We start from the raw sequence: 17996 nt of genomic DNA, 5'->3' as shown, positions 1-17996 counted from the left end.
GGTATAAGGGTGAGGAGAAATCCTCACCCTTTTTCATTTCCGGCAACCGACATGAAGATATGAATAAACAGTTTTTGCAGTGCGGTCGCTATCGCCTGCCAACGGGCGGAGAGGGAAGTGCTCCGCTGGTCATGGGCATACTCAACGTCACGCCTGACTCCTTCTCCGACGGCGGTCAGTTTCACACGCTTGATCATGCGCTGTCGCGCGCCGAGCAAATGATTGCCGATGGCGTGGACATCATCGATATCGGAGGCGAGTCCAGCCGGCCCGGGGCCGAGCCATTGCCGCTCGAAGAAGAACTGCGGCGTGTCATGCCGCTGGTGTATGCGCTCCGGGATTGCGGGAAGCCGCTTTCAGTCGATACCTACAAGCCGGAAGTCATGCGTGAAGCGATCATCGCCGGCGCGGACATGATCAACGACATCAACGGATTCAGAGCCGAGGGGGCGTTGCGTGTAGTCAATGATTCCGATTGCGCCTTGTGTATCATGCACATGCAGCGCGATCCGCAGACCATGCAGAAGGAACCGCATTATGCCGATGTCACCGGAGAGGTCATCGAATTTTTGCGGGAACGGATCCATGCATTGAGCGGGGCGGGGATAGTGCATGAACGCATGTGCATCGACCCCGGTTTCGGATTCGGTAAAACCCTGCAACACAATCTGACGCTGCTCAAGGACCTCGGCAGGATGGCGCAGGAACTGGAGATGCCCGTCTTGGCAGGCCTCTCAAGAAAGTCCATGATAGGCGCAATCACCGGCAAACCGGTTGAACAGCGCCTCGGTGGAAGCATCGCCGCAGCACTGAGTGCGGTCGAGCATGGTGCCCGCATCGTGCGCGTTCACGATGTCGCGGCAACGGTCGATGCGATCAAGGTCTGGCAGGCAGTGGAATCAATGAAGAAGGACAGCAAATGACACGCAAATATTTTGGCACCGATGGCGTGCGCGGACGTGTGGGCGTACTGCCAATAACACCGGATTTCGTGATGCGCCTCGGCTATGCGGCCGGCAAGGTACTCGCTCAGGAAGAGACCAGCAGCGGCAAGCCCGTGGTGCTCATCGGGAAGGACACCCGCATCTCGGGATACATGCTCGAAGCCGCGCTTGAAGCGGGCTTCGCGGCCGCAGGCGTCGATGTGATGCTCGCCGGCCCCATGCCCACGCCGGCCATCGCCTACCTGACGCGGGCGCTTCGCCTGTCGGCTGGCGTCGTCATCTCCGCCTCGCACAATCCCTACGGCGACAATGGAATCAAGTTCTTTTCCGCTTCGGGCAACAAGCTGCCGGACTCGGTGGAAGAGGCCATCGAAGCCTCCCTCGACAGCCCGATGGAGTGCGTGTCATCCGAAAAGCTTGGCAAGGCAAAGCGCCTGTTCGATGCCCAGGGACGTTACATCGAATTCTGCAAGAGCACCTTCCCCAATGAGCTCGACCTGCGCGGCTTGCGCATCGTCGTCGATTGCGCGCATGGCGCCGCCTATCACATCGCGCCGGACGTTTTCCACGAGCTCGGCGCCGAAGTGATCGCCATCGGCAACCAGCCGAACGGCACCAACATCAATGACGGCTTCGGCGCAACTGCGCCAGGCGCGTTGTCGGCTGCAGTCAAGGAGCACCGCGCCGACCTGGGTATTGCGCTGGACGGTGATGCCGACCGCCTGCTGATGGTCGATTCCAGCGGCCGCCCCTACAACGGCGATGAACTTCTGTATGTGATGGTGATGGACCGCATGGCCACCGCGCCGGTGGAAGGCGTGGTGGGCACCCTGATGACCAACATGGCGCTGGAAGTTGCGTTGCGTGAAATGGGAGTCAGTTTCGCCCGTGCCAAGGTCGGCGACCGCTACGTGCTGGAAGTGCTGCAGGAGCGCGGCTGGCTGATCGGCGGCGAAGGATCCGGGCATCTGCTGTTCCTCGACAAGCACACCACCGGCGATGGCATCGTTTCCGCGCTCCAGGTGTTGTCGGCACTCAAACGCAGCGGCAAGACCCTGCAAGAGGCGATCGCGCCTCTGCAGTTGTTTCCTCAGAGTCTGATCAACGTGAAGGTTACCCCCGGGTTCGACTGGCAGAAGAATGACGCAGTGGGTGAGGAAAAGCGCATTGCAGAAAGTGAACTTGGGGACAGCGGACGGGTGCTGATCCGTGCATCCGGAACGGAACCGCTTGTGCGCGTGATGGTGGAGGCGAGAAATGCCGATCTCGCACAGACGATGGCACGCAGAATCGCCGACAAGATCGCCGCCTGAGTGCGGTAACCGCCGGGCGGATGATACTCATTCGATCCGGCAATTTATGTTGCTACGCAAGTTATAAATTGACCAGCAGCCCTGACATCGGTATGATGCAAGGCTCTCGGGGCGTAGCGCAGCCTGGTAGCGCACCTGATTTGGGATCAGGTGGTCGCACGTTCGAATCGTGTCGCCCCGACCAGAAATTGCAGCAATGATATGGCTTGCCATCCAGACCCGGATCGCAAGCCATTTTCTTTTTGCGCTATCGTCAACGCGAGGCAGGCTTGTTTCTCATGGATAGCCAGCCCGGGCAATCACTTTCGCTTCACTGCGCAATGGACATTGCCGACATTGCTGGTTTCCTGCAGGCCGCCTTTCGCAGCGCACCAGTCTTCGTTAAACATGCGCATGCATTGGGTCGAGGTGCCTCCACTGGAATATTCGTTAGAACGGCTTGATGCGGGACATCATCGCTTTATCTCGCCGCTCACGACGCACAGCCGCTTTTCACTTGCCTGTAGTTGCTAGAGCGTTTTCATCCGGACCTGCTTGTCGATCCCGGGCGGATTGCCTCTGGTACCGCGTTGTGCCTCCTTGCCATGGCCCGGCCATGTCGCGTCGCCACGCCTCGTTCCAGCGGCAATCTGCCTCGGCCTCGCCTGAGCCGGTCAGGGCGAAAACGCTCTAGCGCCGGTCAGCGCGTTGCCGAATAATTTCACGCATGTCGGCAGCATCTACCCGAAGGGGCATACGCTTTCAATTCGATTGAGGATTATCACGCCGCATATTCAAGCCATGCCTTTATTGAGGCGCTTATAGATCGATGCGCTCGCGATCTACAGGTCCCTTGCGAACGACACACTTAATGGGAGCGATGCAAGCATCGCGAAAGTGATTGCCATCGAAGGACGGAAGACGTCGCAATATCCCAACTTCCCGCGCAAGCCGCGCTGCAACCCGATGCAGAGATAATCGCCAAGCAGGTCCACTGCCAAGCTGTGAGGCAGTGGACGATGTCTGCTGCCGTTACTGCAGGCTTCCATCATGCACATGAACATTGAAAGCAATGGCCATTACAGGTAATATCCGCAGGCCTGAAGCAATAATTGCTTTGCGTACGCCTCATCCGCATCATTGCGATTACGCTCGTAACGCGCGCTTTTTTCGATACGATGCTGGCGGAATTCCGCACACTGCCCATAGCTCAGCTGGATAGAGCAACGGCCTTCTAAGCCGTAGGTCACAGGTTCGACTCCTGTTGGGCAGGCCACCAGCCTTTGATGCGGCGGTAGCACCTGCAAATCTTTGCCGTTCAATCCCGATTGCACTGCCGGGTTGGACTTTCAACCCGAGCATCTCCAAATCCTTACTTCCACGGCTTTACCTTCCCGACGTCAGGCGGAAGTCAAGGCTGTCGCATTGATTCGCGGCGATGTTGGTCGCCGTTGGTGTGATATGGACTGGTAACGCAGTGGGGCACGGCTGGAACAAATGTCTGCCTGGATGGAGAGCGGCCAGTACGGCCAAGTCCTTGAGTAACGGTAACTGCGGATTGGCAGTCAGTGTAGCGATGGACTTGAAGGAGTGGAGGGGCTAAACACCTTCGTGGCTTCCATCTCGAACTCGTGCATGTCCAAGGGTTTGATCAGATACTTCGAGACACCGAGCAGGGCGCTCCGGTACTTATCCTCTTCGGTATTCGACGCGCTGAGAATAAAGATGGGAATCGCGGAGAGCGCGGGATTGGTACGGATGAGTTTAAGGACCTCGAAACCATCCAGTTCGGGCAACTTCAGGTCAAGCAGGATGAGCGACGGATTGCCCGTCGTCCTGTTCTTGTAGCCGCCCTGGCAGGTGAGATAGGCTATTGCTTCCATGCCATCGCGCACGACATCGACTGACACCGTAAAACCGGAGGCTTTGAGCCTTTTCAGCGTGACGTAGGCGGCGCTCTCGTCGTCTTCAAAGAGAAGCAAGTGGGATGTCATGTCGCGATAGTACACCTTAAAGATGTTGGATGATACGCATGAAGTCGTGCGGTGACAAAAGCATTTGCGAAACGGGCAGATCTAATGCTGCTCTTCAGATGCTTGGCTGTCGAGCGCGATTGCGACAATGCAAGACGAGTTCCATCTGTCGCGGCCGATGGCCCCGGCATCAGGAATGATTTGTGTGCGATTCAGAAAAGCATGCCGGCGCTGGCCTTAGTTTTCAAATTCAACAATACGGCAATGCTGAATTTTCCATCGCCCATCCGGGATGGGACGTGATCAATGCTTTTATTGCAGGCGTTTGGCCTGTTCGAACATTTGCTCGATATCCTGACCGGTCGTTGGAATGTCGTGCGGATGTTCGCTCAAGTAATGCGCCATCCTTACCAGGGCGGCTTGATCATCCTCCGTCATGGATTCATAGATTTCCAGCAATTCCTCTTCGTCTGGAGTGAGTTCGTCGTGGTTTGAATGACTCATGGTCGCGGCCTCATGGATGAATATCGGGCAAGGAATCACGGAAGAGACTTTGCATCCATCGATAGGACACCGACTTTCATGCCAGGTTGCTTTGTAATCCACGAGCGGACTCCCGCGGGCCGGGCAAGCATGAAATGTACGCAGGGCAGTTCGCCGAATAGTCTTCAGGACGCCTGCATTGGCCGGATGCGCTTTGCCGCTGCGCATTCCTGCTCGTACACCTCGGCGGCACGCTGCGCTTTTTTCCTGGCTTTGTCCGCGGCCTTGCCGGCGGCGGCCGCCGCTTCGTCACTGGTCCAGCGCTGGCGGCGTTCGAGTCTTTCGCAGCGTCGGTCAAACGCCGCTTGTTGCCGTGCCGCACGCTGACGCTCCTTAGCTGCCGCCGCCTCGCTTTTCTGCCGTTCCGCTTCCAGTTGCTTCAACTGCTTTTTGCCGGCGGCCAGCTCCTTTTCGATGCGCTGCGCATTGCTCGCCGCATCGGGCGGGGCATCGGCGATATCGAGCTTGCGGCCTCCGTCGCATGGCTGGTCGTTGTAACTGATCTTGCCATCCGCATTGCATCGGTACACGGCATGGGATGAACCGGACGCTGCCATTAGTACTGCAGTCAGTGAAAGAATAAAGATGCGCATCTGGTTCCCAAATATTCCTCAGATAACCTTGCCCGGGTTCATGAGGTTGTGCGGATCGAGCGCCTGCTTCAGCGTGCGCATCAGCCGCAGTTCGACATCGGATTTGTAGGCGCGGACCTCGTCGCGCTTGAGCGCGCCAAGCCCGTGTTCGGCTGAAATCGAACCGTTGAAACGGTGAACGCTGTCATGCACGACGCGGTTGATGGCCGACTGGTGCTCGATGAATGCATCCTGCGATCCGATTTCAGGCGGCGACACGTTGTAGTGCAAATTGCCGTCCCCCAGGTGGCCAAAGGTCACCATGCGGCAGCCGGGGAATTGTTCCTGCAGCTGTACGTCGGTGACGCGGATGAATTCGCCGATCAGCGAAATCGGCACCGATACGTCATGCTTGATGTTCTTGCCTTCCTCCGCCTGCGCCAGCGGAATATGTTCCCGCAGGTTCCAGAGCGCCTTCGACTGGGCAATGGACGAGGCGATGACCGCATCCTGCGCGATTTCCTGTTCCAGCGCTTCCGTGATCAAGCCTTCGAGGAGCGTATTCGCATGCTCTTCCGACTCGCTGTCGGACAGTTCGAGCAGCACATACTGCGCATAGGGCTGGGGGAAGGGCAGGCGCATCTGCGGGAAATGCTTGGTCACCAGCTGCAGGCAGAAATTCGACATGAGCTCGAAGCCCGTCAGCGCGGCGCCGCAACGCTCCTGCGCCAGCGACAGCAGCCGCAGCGCATGTTCGGGCGCCTCCACTGCCGCCAGCGCGGTGAGCTGTCCCTTGGGCTGCGGGAAGATCTTCATGACCGCGGCGGTGATGACGCCCAGGGTCCCTTCGGCGCCGATATACAGGTCGCGCAGGTCGTACCCGGTATTGTCCTTGCGCAGGCCGCGCAGGCCGTCCCAGACTTCGCCTTCGGCAGTGACGACTTCAAGGCCGAGGCAAAGCTCCCGCGCATTGCCGTAGCGCAGCACAGCGGTACCTCCGGCATTGGTCGCGAGGTTGCCGCCTATCGTGCAGCTGCCTTCCGCTGCGAGCGAAAGCGGGAAGAGCCGCCCTGCGTCCGCCGCCGCATTCTGTATCTGTTCGAGAATGCAACCGGCTTCCACCGTCATGGTGTTGTTGATGGTGTCGACGCCGCGAATCCGGTTCAGGCGCGAGAGGGACAGGACGATGGCCGTGCCGCTCTGATCCGGCACGCTGCCCAGCACCAGGCCGGTGTTGCCGCCCTGCGGCACGACCGGGACCCGGTGCTCGTTGCAGAGGCGGATCACCGCGGCCACTTCCTCTGTGCTCGCCGGCCGTACCACGGCCAATGCCTTGCCGGTAAAGCGCCGCCGCCAGTCGGTCAGGTAGCGCTCCAGGTCGGCGGAGTCGGTTAGCACGTTGGCAGCACCGACAAGGGTGCGGCAGGTATCGATGAATTCACTCATTTGGATGCTTTTTGTATGGCTTGCTGCGCAAGTTTCTTGGCCGCCTGCTTGTAGGGGCGCAGGAACATGATGGTGCTGACGAAGAATACGGATACCAGGCCGATTTCGATCATTCCCAGCGTGGCGGACAAGCCCTTGTCGCTGGTGGCACGCACGATTCCCTCGGTCAGGTAAAGCAGTATCAGCATGGATGACCATTGCATCGTGTAGATGTTCCGCTTTAGGACGCCGAGCAGCGGCAGCAGAAGAGGCAGCACCTTGAGCACCATCCAGGAGCCGCCCGGTCTCAGCGGGTCGAGAAACAGCTCCCATGCCACGCAGAGCAGGATCAGGATCACCAGGCTGCCTGCCGCGCCGTAATAGCAGGCTGTTTGCAGTTTGCTTGTCATGCCGCGCTCCTCAACCGCACCGCGGTTTCGGCGAGGCGCCGACCGAGCGCCACGGCGAGCGTGCGCGAATCGTCGGAAAGCGGCTGGTTGCCTCCCGACCCGGACCAGTGGCTGGCGCCGTAGGGTGTACCGCCGGTTGCGGTTGTCATCAGTTGGGGGTGGGTATAGGGCAGGCCGAGCAGCAGCATGCCGTGATGCATCAGCGGAATCATCATCGACAGCAGTGTCGATTCCTGCCCTCCGTGCAGACTGCCGGTCGAGGTGAACACGCAAGCCGGCTTGCCCGCCAGGGTGCCCGACAGCCATTCGCTAGTGGTCCCGTCAAGAAAATACTTGACCGCGGCCGCCATGTTGCCGAAGCGGGTTGGCGAGCCGAGCGCCAGACCCGCGCATTGCTGCAGGTCCTGCAGGTCGACGTAGGGCGCGCCTTCGGACGGGATGTCGGGTTCGACCGCCTCGGCCACGGTAGAGACCGCAGGTACGGTGCGAAGCCGCGCTTCGCAGCCGGGCACGCTCTCCACGCCCTGGGCGATCAGTTCGGCCAGTTTGCGGGTGGAACCATGACGGGAATAATATAAAACGAGGATGGAAAGTTCAGGCGAATTCATGCTTGGTATTATAGGATGCTTTGGAACCTGCAAGACACGCATGCCGCTGCCTCCGCCAACTCGCCGGGTGTTTCCGTTCACCTTGTCCATCTTCCGCAACTTCCCGCTGGAGGACGTGCAGGGGCTGGTCCAGTTCGCCCGCCGCCGACTGAACGAGGAGCGACTGCCCCAAGTCGTGGGGAGCCTGACCTTCACAACGGTGCTGGCACTGGTGCCGATTCTCACGATCGCGTTCGCCATCTTCACCACATTTCCTTTGTTCAACACATTCAGGGCGGCGCTGGAGGCCTACTTCATCAAGAGCCTGATGCCCGTGGCCATTGCCCATACCATCCTCGGCTATCTCAGCCAGTTCGCCGGCAAGGCGACGCGCCTGTCTGCCATCGGCGCGGTGGTTTTGATCATGACGGCGCTCATCATGATGCTGACTGTCGACAGGGCATTCAACCAGATCTGGCGGGTGAGGACGCCGCGGCCGTTTGCGCAGCGGCTGGTGATCTACTGGGCCATCGTGACGCTGGGGCCGCTGCTGATCGGCGTTTCGCTCACGTTTACTTCCGACCTGTTCCGCGCAACCGACGGCCTGATCACGGGCCTGCCCGTGATCGGCGCGACCTTCTACACATTGCTGTCGGTGCTGCTGGCGATGTGCGCCTTCACGCTTCTTTACATGACGGTGCCGAACCGGACGGTGGACTGGCGGGATGCGGCCTGCGGCGGTCTGCTGGCAGCCGTTGCCTTCGAAATCGCCAAGAAGGTCTTCGTCATCTTCATCACCAAGATACCGACCTATACCGTGATCTACGGCACCCTGGCCGCCTTGCCGCTGTTCCTGATCTGGATCTATGTGTCATGGTGGATCACCTTGATGGGCGCGGTGCTGGCATCGGCGCTGCCGATCGTCAAGTATGAGCGCTGGTGGCATGTGCCCACGCCCGGCAGCGGATTCATCGACGCGATGGCGCTTCTCACGGTGCTCCACGAGGCGCGGGTGAAGGGCGCCAACGCGGCGGTCGACGCGCGTACGCTGCGCTCGCTGACCCGTCTCGGATTTGATGAGTCGGAAACGCTGCTGGAGCAGATGCTCGATGCGGGCTGGGTAGGGCGCATCCGTGCGGAACAGAAACGGCGCGTCAAGTTCGGCGCCAAGCATGCCGAAGGACTGGATGCCTGGACCCTGCTGGCCAACCCGGAGCAGATCAGGGTAGCCGATGTCTACCGGGTGTTCGTGTTCAACACGGGCGGCAATGCAGCCCTTGCCAGGCAGGTCGAGACTGCGGTCGAGGACGGGCTCGGCCAAAGCCTTGCCGCCTACTTCGAGACCGGAAAGATTCCAGTGTCGAAGCGTCCGCAACCTGCCTGACTTTTCGTCAGAAGGACGCCTGGCCGGTCAGCATCTGCCAGTACATCACCCAGTCGCCCATGAACGAATAGATTGGATGCCTGAAGGTGGCAGGCCGATTGTTTTCGAAGAAGAAATGGCCGGTCCAGGCGAAGCCGTAGCCGCAGACCAGGGCGGCAAGCAGCCACCAGAAATTGCTTGTCAGCAGCAATGCGCCTAGACAGAACAGGGACAGGGTCGAGCCGATGAAGTGAAGTTCCCTGCAGGTCCGGTTCGAGTGCTCGGCGAGATAGGCCGGATAAAACTCGGCGAACGATGAAAATTCCCTCTGCATGACATCTGCCATCACATTCTCCTCATGAACGATTGCGACCACGGTAAAGCGGTGGAACGTCGAGCAAAGCTGTTGAGTTTCAGATGCGCTCCGCGAACATGCTGCATTCATTCCATGCAGGCATGATGCGGATATTTACAGAGTAGTCGCCTCCGCACCGGCATGCAACAGGAATCCCGTTGTGCGGTGCGGCGGAGCAACCGGAAACGCTCACCCGGCGCTCTTCATGAAGTCGAACAGCGTATCGAGCACCGCATCCGGTTGCTCCGACATCAGCGCATGTCCGCTGTCTTCCAGCTGTACCGTCCGCGCATGGCGGATGAGCGCGGCGAGGCTGGAAGCCGCTTTCGGCGGCGTCATCATGTCGCGCCTGCCGAGCAGGAAAAGGGTGGGGCAGGCGACCGTGCCTGCCGCATGTTCCCCGTTGGCATAGGCGTTGCAGGCTGCGAAATCGGTGTGGAACACCGGGGCGTGCTGCGTGGCGGAGATGCGCTGCATCAGTCGGCGGTTCACGCCGAGGGCGGAAAAGCCCGGTCCGGGAAATGACGGCTTCTGCATGAAGGTCGAATGTGACCAGATATTGACCATGTCGATCGCCTTCTGCTCTTCGTTCATGGAAGCTTCCAGCAGCGCCGCCGAAACCCGCATAGGGTAAGCGGTGCCCACCAGCGCCAGTTTGCCGACGCGTTCCGGAGCCCGGCAGGCGGCTTCAAGCGCAATCAATGAACCCATGCTGTGCCCGACCAGTGCGGCCTGCTTTACGCCCGCGGCGTCCAGCACGGCCAGCAGCCAGTCCGCCATCGCTTCCACGCTGGCCAGCGGTACTCCCTTGCTGAGGCCATGGCCCGGCAGGTCCACCGCCAGCACGCCGAAACCGTGGTGCGCGAAATAGCGTGTCTGCAAGGCCCAGACCGAATGATCATGCTGCGCGCCGTGGATGAACACAACGGTGGGGAGCTCCCGGGAGAAGGACTTCCCGCCGGTATAGCAGTAGGCTTCATGGCCGTTGACTGTCATCCGCATCTCATGCCCCCTTTCCTGCCGCATGCGGCGCCTGCGATGCCTGCGATGCCTTGAGGCCGCGGTTCAGGTCTTCGATCAGGTCATCCGGATCCTCCAGCCCGATCGACAGGCGCATGGTGCCCTCCGTGATGCCCGACGCCGCGAGCTGTTCGGCCGGCACTCGGAAATGCGTGGTGGATGCGGGATGGATCACCAGCGACTTGGCATCGCCGACATTGGCAAGGTGCGAGAACAGTTTCAACGCTTCGACAAAACGCCGGCCGGCCGCACGATCGCCCCGGATACTGAAGGAAAATACCGCGCCGCAACCCTTTGGCAGCAAGGTCTTTGCCAGTGCATGATCGGGATGGCTTTCCAGTTCGGGATAGGCCACCGATTCCACCGCCGGATGCGACGCCAGGAAATCCACCACCTTGCGGGTATTGGCGACATGGCGGTCCATGCGCAGACCGAGCGTCTCGATGCCCTGAAGAATCGCGAACGCATTGTGCGGGCTCATTACCGCGCCGAAGTCGCGCAGGCCTTCGCGGCGGGCGCGCAGCGAAAAAGCGGCGACGCTCGATTCCTCGGAAAACACCATCCCGTGAAAGCCGTCGTAAGGCGCGCAGAGCTCGGCGAAACGGCCGGTTTTTTCATAAGCCTGCTGCCAGTCGAAAGTGCCGCCGTCGACCAGCAGGCCGCCGACGGCGGTGCCGTGTCCGCTCAGGAACTTGGTGGCGGAATGGAAAATCAGGTCGGCGCCATGGTCGAACGGCTTGAGCAGGTAGGGCGTGGTGAAGGTGGCGTCCACCATCAGGGGCAGGTGGTGTTCATGCGCAAGCGCGGCGATGCGCGGAATGTCGAGCACGTCCAGGCCCGGATTGCCCAGCGTTTCCCCGAACAGCAGCTTGGTGTTGGGACGGATGGCATTGCGCCAGGCATCGATATCGCGCGGATCGACAAAGCTGGTCTCGACGCCGAAGCGCTTCATCGTGTAGGCGAGCAGGTTCTGCGAACCGCCGTACAGCGCGCGGGAAGCGACCACGTGCGATCCCGCGCCGGCGATGGTGGCCAGTCCCAGATGCATGGCGGCCTGCCCGCTCGCCACCGCGATGCCGGCCACGCCGCCTTCGAGTGCGGCGATACGTTCCTCCAGCACCGCATTGGTCGGGTTGGAGATGCGCGAGTAGACATGGCCGGCGCGTTCCATGTTGAACAGCGACGCGGCGTGGTCGGAATCCTTGAAAACGAAGGAGGTGGTCATGTAGATCGGCGTGGCGCGCGCGCCGGTCACAGGGTCGGGCGTGGCGCCGGCATGCAGCGACAGAGTGTCGAAGCCGGGGTATTTGGGGGCGCTCATGGCGGTTGGTCTCCGTATTGTTATTGCGTCGCAGGCTGCATCGCACTGCATGGCGCACATGCTAGCATCGAACGCAATGTGCGGTTGCCGGAGCGGCAGGGCGGCTGCTCTGGATTTTCCGTTCGTGGTAAGCTACATTTAAACATGCCATAACTACAATTCACGTTGGGATCCATTCATGAAAGTCTCCGAAATCCTTAAAGTCAAAGGCGATATTCTTTATACCGTCACGCCTGAAACGCTCATGGCCGAAGCGGTCAACACCATGGCGGAAAAGGATATCGGTTCGCTGGTGGTCATGGAGTTCGGTGAACTGGTGGGGATGCTGACTTTCCGCGAAGTCATCAAGACGCTGCATCAGAACAAGGGCGAGATCGGCGCCAGCACGGTGCGCAAGCACATGGACGATCATCCGATCACGATCACTCCCGATACGGAAGTCAACGAAGTGCGCCGGCTGATGCTCGAGCGCCATGCGCGCTACGTGCCGGTGGTCAGCGCAAGGACCCTGCATGGCGTCATCTCCTTCTATGACGTGGCCAAGGCGGTGTTCGAAGCCCAGAGTTTCGAAAACAAGATGCTCAAGGCCTACATCCGCGACTGGCCGGCGGAAAGCGACGAGTGACCGCGCGATCCGGCTGCGCTGGGAAGCCGGCGCCGGCTGCGGACGTATTCACGAGCCGTTCATGGTTTGCGCCATGAACGGTTTTTTCATTTTTTCATAATGCCGCCCCGCTGCCTTCACCGAACGTAGCATATTTCGCGACTCCCCCAGCGCACATACGCAAGCGCTTGCGGCTCGGCTACACTGCGCATGTCGTTGCTGCGGCCGGCGAAACGAATCGTACCGTGGCGTACCGTGGCAGCGACCCGTCGCATCGATTTCCAGACAATTAATCCATTTATCGCAATGAGCCAATCCAGCCAGTTTTCCCTGCTTGGGCAACGCCGCTTCGGACCGTTCTTCTGGACGCAGTTCCTCGGCGCATTCAACGACAATGTGTTCAAGACCGCGCTGCTGACCGTACTGACCTATGACGCGCTGAACTGGACCGCGCTCGATCCGGGCTTGCTGAACAACCTGATTCCCGGTCTGTTTATCCTGCCTTTTCTCCTATTTTCGGCAACCGCAGGGCAGCTTGCCGACAAGTTCGAGAAGGGGCGCGTGGCGCGCTATGTAAAGCTGCTGGAGATTGCCATCATGGCGGTGGCTGCCTTCGGCTGGATGAACCGCGATCTCTGGCTGCTGGTCGCAGCGGTGGTTGGCATGGGCCTGCATTCCACCATGTTCGGTCCGGTCAAGTACGCTTACCTGCCGCAGCACCTGAAACCCGAGGAACTGGTCGGCGGAAACGGGGTGATCGAAATGGGCACCTTCGTCGGCATTTTGCTGGGCGAAGTGCTGGGCGCGCTGCTGGTCGTGTACAAGCCGATCGGGATTGAGCTGGTGGCCTTCGGTACCATCGGCATTGCCATGCTCGGATGGTTCTTCAGCCGGGGTATTCCGCATTCTCCAGCGCCGGAACCGGAATTGCGGATCAACTGGAATCCCGTCACCGAAACCGTGCGCAACCTGCGTTTCACGCGCCAGAACCGGCCGGTGTTCCTGTCGGTGCTGGGCAATTCCTGGTTCTGGTTCTACGGGGCCGTGATCCTTGCGCAGTTTCCGGTCTATGCCAAGGATTACCTGCACGGCGATCACAGCGTGTTCGTCCTCATGCTGACGGTGTTCTCGGTCGGCATCGGCGCCGGCTCCCTGCTGTGCGAACGGCTATCCGGCCACAAGGTGGAAATCGGCCTGGTGCCGTTCGGCTCGATCGGCCTGTCGGTGTTCGGTTTCGACCTGTATCTTGCCAGCCTTGCGTACACCAATACCGCCATGGTCGACATGGCGGGTTTTGTCGCACAGGCCGGCAGCCTGCGCATCCTGTTCGACCTGGTGATGATCGGCGTCTTCGGAGGTCTTTACATCGTGCCGCTGTTCGCACTGATCCAGACGCGCTCCGACCCCAAGCATATGTCGCGCACCATCGCCGGCATGAACATCATGAATGCGCTGTTCATGGTGGTGGCTGCCGTATTCGCCATGATCCTGCTGAAAATCGGTTTATCCATTCCCGAACTGTTCATGGCAACCGCCCTCGCCAACGCGCTGGTAGCCATCTACATATTCTCGCTGGTGCCGGAATTCCTCATGCGCTTCCTGGCGTGGCTGCTGATCCATACCGTGCACCGCGTCCATACCGTCGACGAGGAACGCATTCCGAAAGAGGGTGCCGCAGTCCTGGTGTGCAACCATGTCAGCTACGTCGATGCCGTCGTCATCATGGCAGTCAGTCCGCGCCCCATTCGCTTCGTGATGGACCACCGGATTTTCAAGATTCCCTTGCTGTCATGGATATTCCGGACCGCCAAGGCAATTCCGATCGCGCCGGCGAAGGAAGATCCGTGGCTGATGGAAAAAGCGTTCGTCGACATCGCGCAAGCCCTTCATGAGGGCGAACTGGTCTGCATTTTCCCCGAAGGCAAGCTCACTACCACCGGTGAAATGAACGAATTCCGCAATGGCATCAGCAAGATCGTGGAGCGCACGCCGGTGCCCGTCATTCCCATGGCACTGCGCGGCCTGTGGGGCAGCATGCTCACCCGCAGTCCCGGCAATCCCTTCGGCCGCTCATTCCGGCGCGGCCCGTTTTCCCGGCTATCCCTCGTGGTCGGCAAGCCCGTCGTGCCGACGCAGGCGACGCCGGAACATCTGTATGAGCAGGTGCTGACCTTGCGCGGGGACTGGAAGTAGGTCGGCAGTGATATAAAGACCTGGAACAGGCGGCTTGCCGGCTCAGATCGCCGAATGCTGACTTAACGGGTCTTCCTCGCTCTGGCGCTGCGGCGCGATCATCGGCATCGACAGCACGAATGTCGTCCCCATCCCGAGTTCGCTATGGACACGGATGCGCCCGCCGAGGATGCCGGTCACGATATTGTGCGTAATGTTCAGGCCGAGTCCGGAACCGCCTGCACCCAGCTTAGTCGTGAAGAAGGGATCGAAGATGCGGTTCAGGTTGGCCTGCGGGATGCCGACGCCATCGTCGGCCACCGTGATTTCGATCCAGCCGTCGCCTGCCATCTCGGCGGAAATCTCCACTGTTCCCGACTGCCTGCCTTCGAAGCCGTGCAGCAGGGTGTTGTTGACGAGGTTGGTGATGACCTGTCCTAGCGGACCGGGATAGCTGTCCATGCGCAGGGCGGCGGGAATGTCCTGCTTGACGACGAAGGAAGTCTTGCGCAAGGTGGGCCATAGCGTCAGCATGATTTCCGAAACGGCTTCGGCAACGGAAAACTCGCGCCGCTGCGAACTGGTCTGGTCGACCGCGACCTGCTTGAATCCGGTGACCAGGTTGGCGGCGCGATGCAGGTTGCGCACCAGGATGTCGCCGGCGCGGTCGGCGTCGCGGATGAAGGCTTCCAGCGTGGAGCGTTTCAAGCCGTTGGCCTCGTAAGCCGATGTGAAGGTCCTGGTCTGGTCGGCCAGCGTGCTGGCCACCATCAGGCTGTTGCCGATGGGCGTGTTGAGTTCATGCGCGACACCGGCTACCAGCGAACCGAGCGCGGCCAGTTTTTCGCTGCGCACCAATTCCTCCTGGGCGATGTTCAGGGTCTGCACGGCAGAGGCGAGTTCCAGGTTGGCTTGCTGCAATTCTTCGGTGCGCTCGACCACGCGCTGTTCGAGATTGGCATTGAGCTCGCGTATTTCATTCTCGATCGAATGCTTGTAGGTCATGTCCACGAAGGCCACGATGGCGAAGCTTTCGTCATTGAGCGAAAAGGTGTGCGCCGAGAATTGCACCAATACCCTGCCGCCGTCGCCGCGGTTCATCCAGATTTCACGCTGGCTTTGGGAGATGCCGGTTCGTTCCAGCCCCGCAACGAGCGACACCCTGTCGGCCACATCGCAGTACAGCTCAAGTTCATCGGAGTTGCGACCCACCACCGAGTTCCGCGGGCGCCGGAACAACTGCTCGAACGCATGGTTGACATCCTTGATCGCATAACGGCCACGGATCTCGGTTACGAACATGGCCACCGGCGACCATTCGAAAATGGCGGAGAGCCTGCGTTCGCTGTTGAGCAGCTTTTCTTCGGTGCGCTTGCGTTCGAGTTCCGCCGATGCGCGCTCGCTGAACACCCGGAGCAGCGATTTCACCAGATCGGGATTGCTCAGCGGTTCGGAATGCATGATGGCCATGACGCCGATGGGGCGGCCGGCCGCGTCGCGCAGCGGGGCGCCTGCATAGCTTTCCCAGCTCTTCTCCAACGGGCCCGAGTCGATCGGAAAGCTTTCGCGCACGCCCGAAGGCACCACATGGAGTTCGCCGGCAAGTGAGCGCGCGCACGGCGTTCCGATGCTCTGGTAGTCGAAGTCATCCACCATATGGCCCCGAACGTGGGCGGCGATGGTATGCAGCCTGGTCTTTTCATCGGGCTCGCACAAAGCAATGACCGCACAATCCGTTCGCAGCGCCGAGGCGAGGTCGGCCACAAGCAGTTCGAAGAACGATTCGCCTGTCATGTCGTGCGTTCCCTGGGCCAGCCGCATCAGCGCGCGGTCGGCTTCGGCCTTGCGTTCCTCCAGCAGCCGCTGGTCGGTAACATCCCGGATCACCGCCAGCATGTAGCGCTCATTGCCGGCATTGAAGGCAGTGGCATTGGTCATGCATTTGCGCAGCGTGCCGACCTTGGTTCGCATCTCCCATTCGAAGTTGCGCACCATGCGGTCGCCGCTGACTTCTTCAAGCAATAACTTGCGCTGATCCGGCCTTACCCAGAGGCCGAGGTCGAACGCGGTCTTGCCGACGATCTCCTCGCGGCTGAAACCGGACAGATCAACAAAGCTTTCATTGATGTCGATCAGCACGCCATCGCTGAAGCGGGAAATCGAAATGGAATCCGGATTGCCACGGAAGGCGCCGGCGAATTTCGCCTCGGACAGGGTCAGCGCCTGCTCCGCGCGCCGCTTTTCCGTAATATCTTCCGCGATCGACAGCAGCCGGCCGGTCCTGCCTGCTTCGTCGGCGATATGAGTGTGGCTCCATTGGCAGGTGATGAGCTGGCCGTCGGCACGGAGATTGAGGCTGATGCTGCTGGAATCGCCCCGGCCCTCGGTGAGCGGGCGGAACAGCATTGCAAGACTATCCGGGCCGGCTTCGTACATGATGAACGAGGCGCTGCGGCCGATCGCGTGCTCGCGCGGATAGCCGAAGATGCGCTCTGCGGCGGCATTCCACTCGATGACCTTGAACTGCGTATCCCATTCGATGATGGCTATCGGGCTCTGCTCCACGAGTGCCCGATAGCGCTCCTCGCGTTCATGCAGTTCCTGTTCTACGCGCTTGCGCTTGTCGATATCTTCTTCCAGCTCCCGGTTCTTCTCGTCGAGTTCCTCGAACAGCTTGCGCAGGCTGATGCGGGTATCTTCCATGCGCCGGCTGAGCAGGCCGATTTCATCCAGCCGCTGCCAGGTGAACGGACTGTCGAGTTCGCGGCTGGCCAGCCGTTCCGCGCCGGCACCGAGACGCTGCAGCGGGCGCACCAGCCGGCGGTCCAGCAGGATCAGGATCAGCACGATGGAAAGCACGGCCTGGGCCAGCACCGCCGTGATGGAGCCGATCAGGCCCTTGATCATGACCTGACGCAGCTGCGTGCTGCCGACCTCGATCTTGACCGAGCCTATCGTATTGCCGCGGTACATGACCGGCTTGTCGGTCATCGCGGTATATCCTTCCCGCCGCTCCGGCCTTTCGCTGGCCACAAACACGCCGAGCGCATTGTCGCGCACCTCGATGCGCACGATGTCCGGATTGCGGGCCATCATGGCTTCCATCAGCGCATTCCCGCTTTCCTGGTTGATGTTCCACAAGGCTTCCTGCATGCCGTTGGAAAGAATGTCGGCATTCTGCTGCAGCACTTCCCAGGTCTGTTTCCGGATGTCGTCGGTGTACTGCTTGAACCAGGAGTATCCGCTGATGAGCAGTACCGGAATCAGCAGGCCGAGCACGACCGTCAATACGATGGCCCGGCGAAGGGTCAGAGTGCGTCCACTAAGCATGGTCGATGTCCTGTGTTTCAACTGGTAGGATCGCGCGGCGGAGGGATGTCACGCCCGCGAGGTTGCCCGGCCTGTCCGCGGCGGC

The 17996-nt window shown here is 60.4% G+C and carries 15 protein-coding genes and 2 tRNA genes; 7 read left to right on the top strand and 10 right to left on the bottom strand.

Annotated features, from left to right (window positions below; translation table 11 throughout):
* Positions 1 to 59 precede the first annotated feature (59 nt).
* The 4 genes from folP (at position 60) to RY831_RS18115 (ending at position 3512) form a co-directional block, all read left to right on the top strand.
* Entirely contained in the window at positions 60 to 923 is an 864-nt protein-coding gene (gene folP / locus RY831_RS18130) for a dihydropteroate synthase (protein ID WP_326507785.1), read from the top strand.
* Complete coding sequence (gene glmM, locus RY831_RS18125; protein WP_326507784.1) at positions 920 to 2257, top strand: phosphoglucosamine mutase; 1338 nt, start codon at positions 920 to 922, stop codon at positions 2255 to 2257. Before folP ends, glmM begins: the two co-directional genes overlap by 4 nt.
* Before the next feature lie 107 nt (positions 2258 to 2364).
* A tRNA-Pro gene (locus tag RY831_RS18120) sits at positions 2365 to 2441 on the top strand.
* A gap of 994 nt (positions 2442 to 3435) precedes the next feature.
* Positions 3436 to 3512 (top strand) — tRNA-Arg (locus RY831_RS18115).
* A gap of 289 nt (positions 3513 to 3801) precedes the next feature.
* Here the strand turns inward: RY831_RS18115 and RY831_RS18110 are convergent.
* From RY831_RS18110 to wrbA, 6 genes are all read right to left on the bottom strand, one after another.
* Entirely contained in the window at positions 3802 to 4230 is a 429-nt protein-coding gene (locus tag RY831_RS18110) for a response regulator (protein ID WP_326507783.1), read from the bottom strand.
* Positions 4231 to 4521: 291 nt separating this feature from the next.
* Positions 4522 to 4713, bottom strand: a complete 192-nt coding sequence (locus tag RY831_RS18105) for a hypothetical protein (RefSeq protein ID WP_326507782.1) — start codon at positions 4711 to 4713, stop codon at positions 4522 to 4524.
* 164 nt (positions 4714 to 4877) lie between these two features.
* Positions 4878 to 5309: a hypothetical protein gene (locus RY831_RS18100; RefSeq protein WP_326507781.1), complete on the bottom strand. Its 432-nt coding sequence runs from the start codon at positions 5307 to 5309 to the stop codon at positions 4878 to 4880.
* Positions 5310 to 5363: 54 nt separating this feature from the next.
* The gene (locus tag RY831_RS18095) at positions 5364 to 6770 is read right to left on the bottom strand and encodes an FAD-binding oxidoreductase (RefSeq protein WP_326507780.1); all 1407 of its coding nucleotides are present in this window, start codon (positions 6768 to 6770) and stop codon (positions 5364 to 5366) included.
* Positions 6767 to 7159, bottom strand: a complete 393-nt coding sequence (locus RY831_RS18090; protein ID WP_326507779.1) for a DUF2069 domain-containing protein — start codon at positions 7157 to 7159, stop codon at positions 6767 to 6769. Before RY831_RS18090 ends, RY831_RS18095 begins: the two co-directional genes overlap by 4 nt.
* Complete coding sequence (gene wrbA, locus RY831_RS18085) at positions 7156 to 7767, bottom strand: NAD(P)H:quinone oxidoreductase (RefSeq protein ID WP_326507778.1); 612 nt, start codon at positions 7765 to 7767, stop codon at positions 7156 to 7158. Before wrbA ends, RY831_RS18090 begins: the two co-directional genes overlap by 4 nt.
* A 40-nt stretch (positions 7768 to 7807) precedes the next feature.
* Between wrbA and RY831_RS18080 the strand changes: the two genes are divergently transcribed.
* Positions 7808 to 9130, top strand: coding sequence for a YihY family inner membrane protein (locus tag RY831_RS18080; protein ID WP_326507777.1), 1323 nt, complete (start codon positions 7808 to 7810; stop codon positions 9128 to 9130).
* Positions 9131 to 9137: 7 nt separating this feature from the next.
* On the opposite strand, the gene RY831_RS18075 is transcribed toward RY831_RS18080, so the two are convergent.
* The 3 genes from RY831_RS18075 to RY831_RS18065 all read right to left on the bottom strand — a co-directional run bounded on the left by RY831_RS18075 (position 9138) and on the right by RY831_RS18065 (position 11805).
* Complete coding sequence (locus tag RY831_RS18075) at positions 9138 to 9455, bottom strand: Mpo1-like protein (RefSeq protein WP_326507776.1); 318 nt, start codon at positions 9453 to 9455, stop codon at positions 9138 to 9140.
* Between the two features lie 198 nt (positions 9456 to 9653).
* Complete coding sequence (locus tag RY831_RS18070; protein ID WP_326507775.1) at positions 9654 to 10466, bottom strand: alpha/beta fold hydrolase; 813 nt, start codon at positions 10464 to 10466, stop codon at positions 9654 to 9656.
* 1 nt (position 10467) lies between these two features.
* Complete coding sequence (locus RY831_RS18065) at positions 10468 to 11805, bottom strand: O-acetylhomoserine aminocarboxypropyltransferase (protein ID WP_326507774.1); 1338 nt, start codon at positions 11803 to 11805, stop codon at positions 10468 to 10470.
* Between the two features lie 178 nt (positions 11806 to 11983).
* Between RY831_RS18065 and RY831_RS18060 the strand changes: the two genes are divergently transcribed.
* Together RY831_RS18060 and RY831_RS18055 are read left to right on the top strand one after the other, a co-directional pair.
* A complete protein-coding gene (locus tag RY831_RS18060; protein ID WP_326507773.1) occupies positions 11984 to 12430 on the top strand; it encodes a CBS domain-containing protein in 447 nt (148 codons plus the stop codon).
* A 285-nt stretch (positions 12431 to 12715) separates the two neighbouring features.
* Complete coding sequence (locus RY831_RS18055; RefSeq protein ID WP_326507772.1) at positions 12716 to 14602, top strand: MFS transporter; 1887 nt, start codon at positions 12716 to 12718, stop codon at positions 14600 to 14602.
* Positions 14603 to 14644: 42 nt separating this feature from the next.
* Here the strand turns inward: RY831_RS18055 and RY831_RS18050 are convergent, their stop codons facing one another.
* Complete coding sequence (locus RY831_RS18050; protein WP_326507771.1) at positions 14645 to 17911, bottom strand: PAS domain S-box protein; 3267 nt, start codon at positions 17909 to 17911, stop codon at positions 14645 to 14647.
* Positions 17912 to 17996: the final 85 nt, after the last annotated feature.

The sequence above is a fragment of the Noviherbaspirillum album genome (assembly GCF_035916955.1).
Lineage (GTDB): Bacteria > Pseudomonadota > Gammaproteobacteria > Burkholderiales > Burkholderiaceae_D > Noviherbaspirillum > Noviherbaspirillum album.
Note: the sequence above shows the minus strand (reverse complement) of the source record. Positions and strands in the feature narration are given on the sequence as shown.

What these genes read in the sequence shown, in the direction of transcription:
- folP (WP_326507785.1), top strand. Translation starts at nt 60, where the DNA reads ATGAATAAACAGTTTTTGCAGTGCGGTCGCTATCGCCTGCCAACGGGC.
- glmM (WP_326507784.1), top strand. Translation starts at nt 920, where the DNA reads ATGACACGCAAATATTTTGGCACCGATGGCGTGCGCGGACGTGTGGGC.
- RY831_RS18110 (WP_326507783.1), bottom strand. Translation starts at nt 4,230, where the DNA reads ATGACATCCCACTTGCTTCTCTTTGAAGACGACGAGAGCGCCGCCTAC.
- RY831_RS18105 (WP_326507782.1), bottom strand. Translation starts at nt 4,713, where the DNA reads ATGAGTCATTCAAACCACGACGAACTCACTCCAGACGAAGAGGAATTG.
- RY831_RS18100 (WP_326507781.1), bottom strand. Translation starts at nt 5,309, where the DNA reads ATGGCAGCGTCCGGTTCATCCCATGCCGTGTACCGATGCAATGCGGAT.
- RY831_RS18095 (WP_326507780.1), bottom strand. Translation starts at nt 6,770, where the DNA reads ATGAGTGAATTCATCGATACCTGCCGCACCCTTGTCGGTGCTGCCAAC.
- RY831_RS18090 (WP_326507779.1), bottom strand. Translation starts at nt 7,159, where the DNA reads ATGACAAGCAAACTGCAAACAGCCTGCTATTACGGCGCGGCAGGCAGC.
- wrbA (WP_326507778.1), bottom strand. Translation starts at nt 7,767, where the DNA reads ATGAATTCGCCTGAACTTTCCATCCTCGTTTTATATTATTCCCGTCAT.
- RY831_RS18080 (WP_326507777.1), top strand. Translation starts at nt 7,808, where the DNA reads ATGCCGCTGCCTCCGCCAACTCGCCGGGTGTTTCCGTTCACCTTGTCC.
- RY831_RS18075 (WP_326507776.1), bottom strand. Translation starts at nt 9,455, where the DNA reads ATGGCAGATGTCATGCAGAGGGAATTTTCATCGTTCGCCGAGTTTTAT.
- RY831_RS18070 (WP_326507775.1), bottom strand. Translation starts at nt 10,466, where the DNA reads ATGCGGATGACAGTCAACGGCCATGAAGCCTACTGCTATACCGGCGGG.
- RY831_RS18065 (WP_326507774.1), bottom strand. Translation starts at nt 11,805, where the DNA reads ATGAGCGCCCCCAAATACCCCGGCTTCGACACTCTGTCGCTGCATGCC.
- RY831_RS18060 (WP_326507773.1), top strand. Translation starts at nt 11,984, where the DNA reads ATGAAAGTCTCCGAAATCCTTAAAGTCAAAGGCGATATTCTTTATACC.
- RY831_RS18055 (WP_326507772.1), top strand. Translation starts at nt 12,716, where the DNA reads ATGAGCCAATCCAGCCAGTTTTCCCTGCTTGGGCAACGCCGCTTCGGA.
- RY831_RS18050 (WP_326507771.1), bottom strand. Translation starts at nt 17,911, where the DNA reads ATGCTTAGTGGACGCACTCTGACCCTTCGCCGGGCCATCGTATTGACG.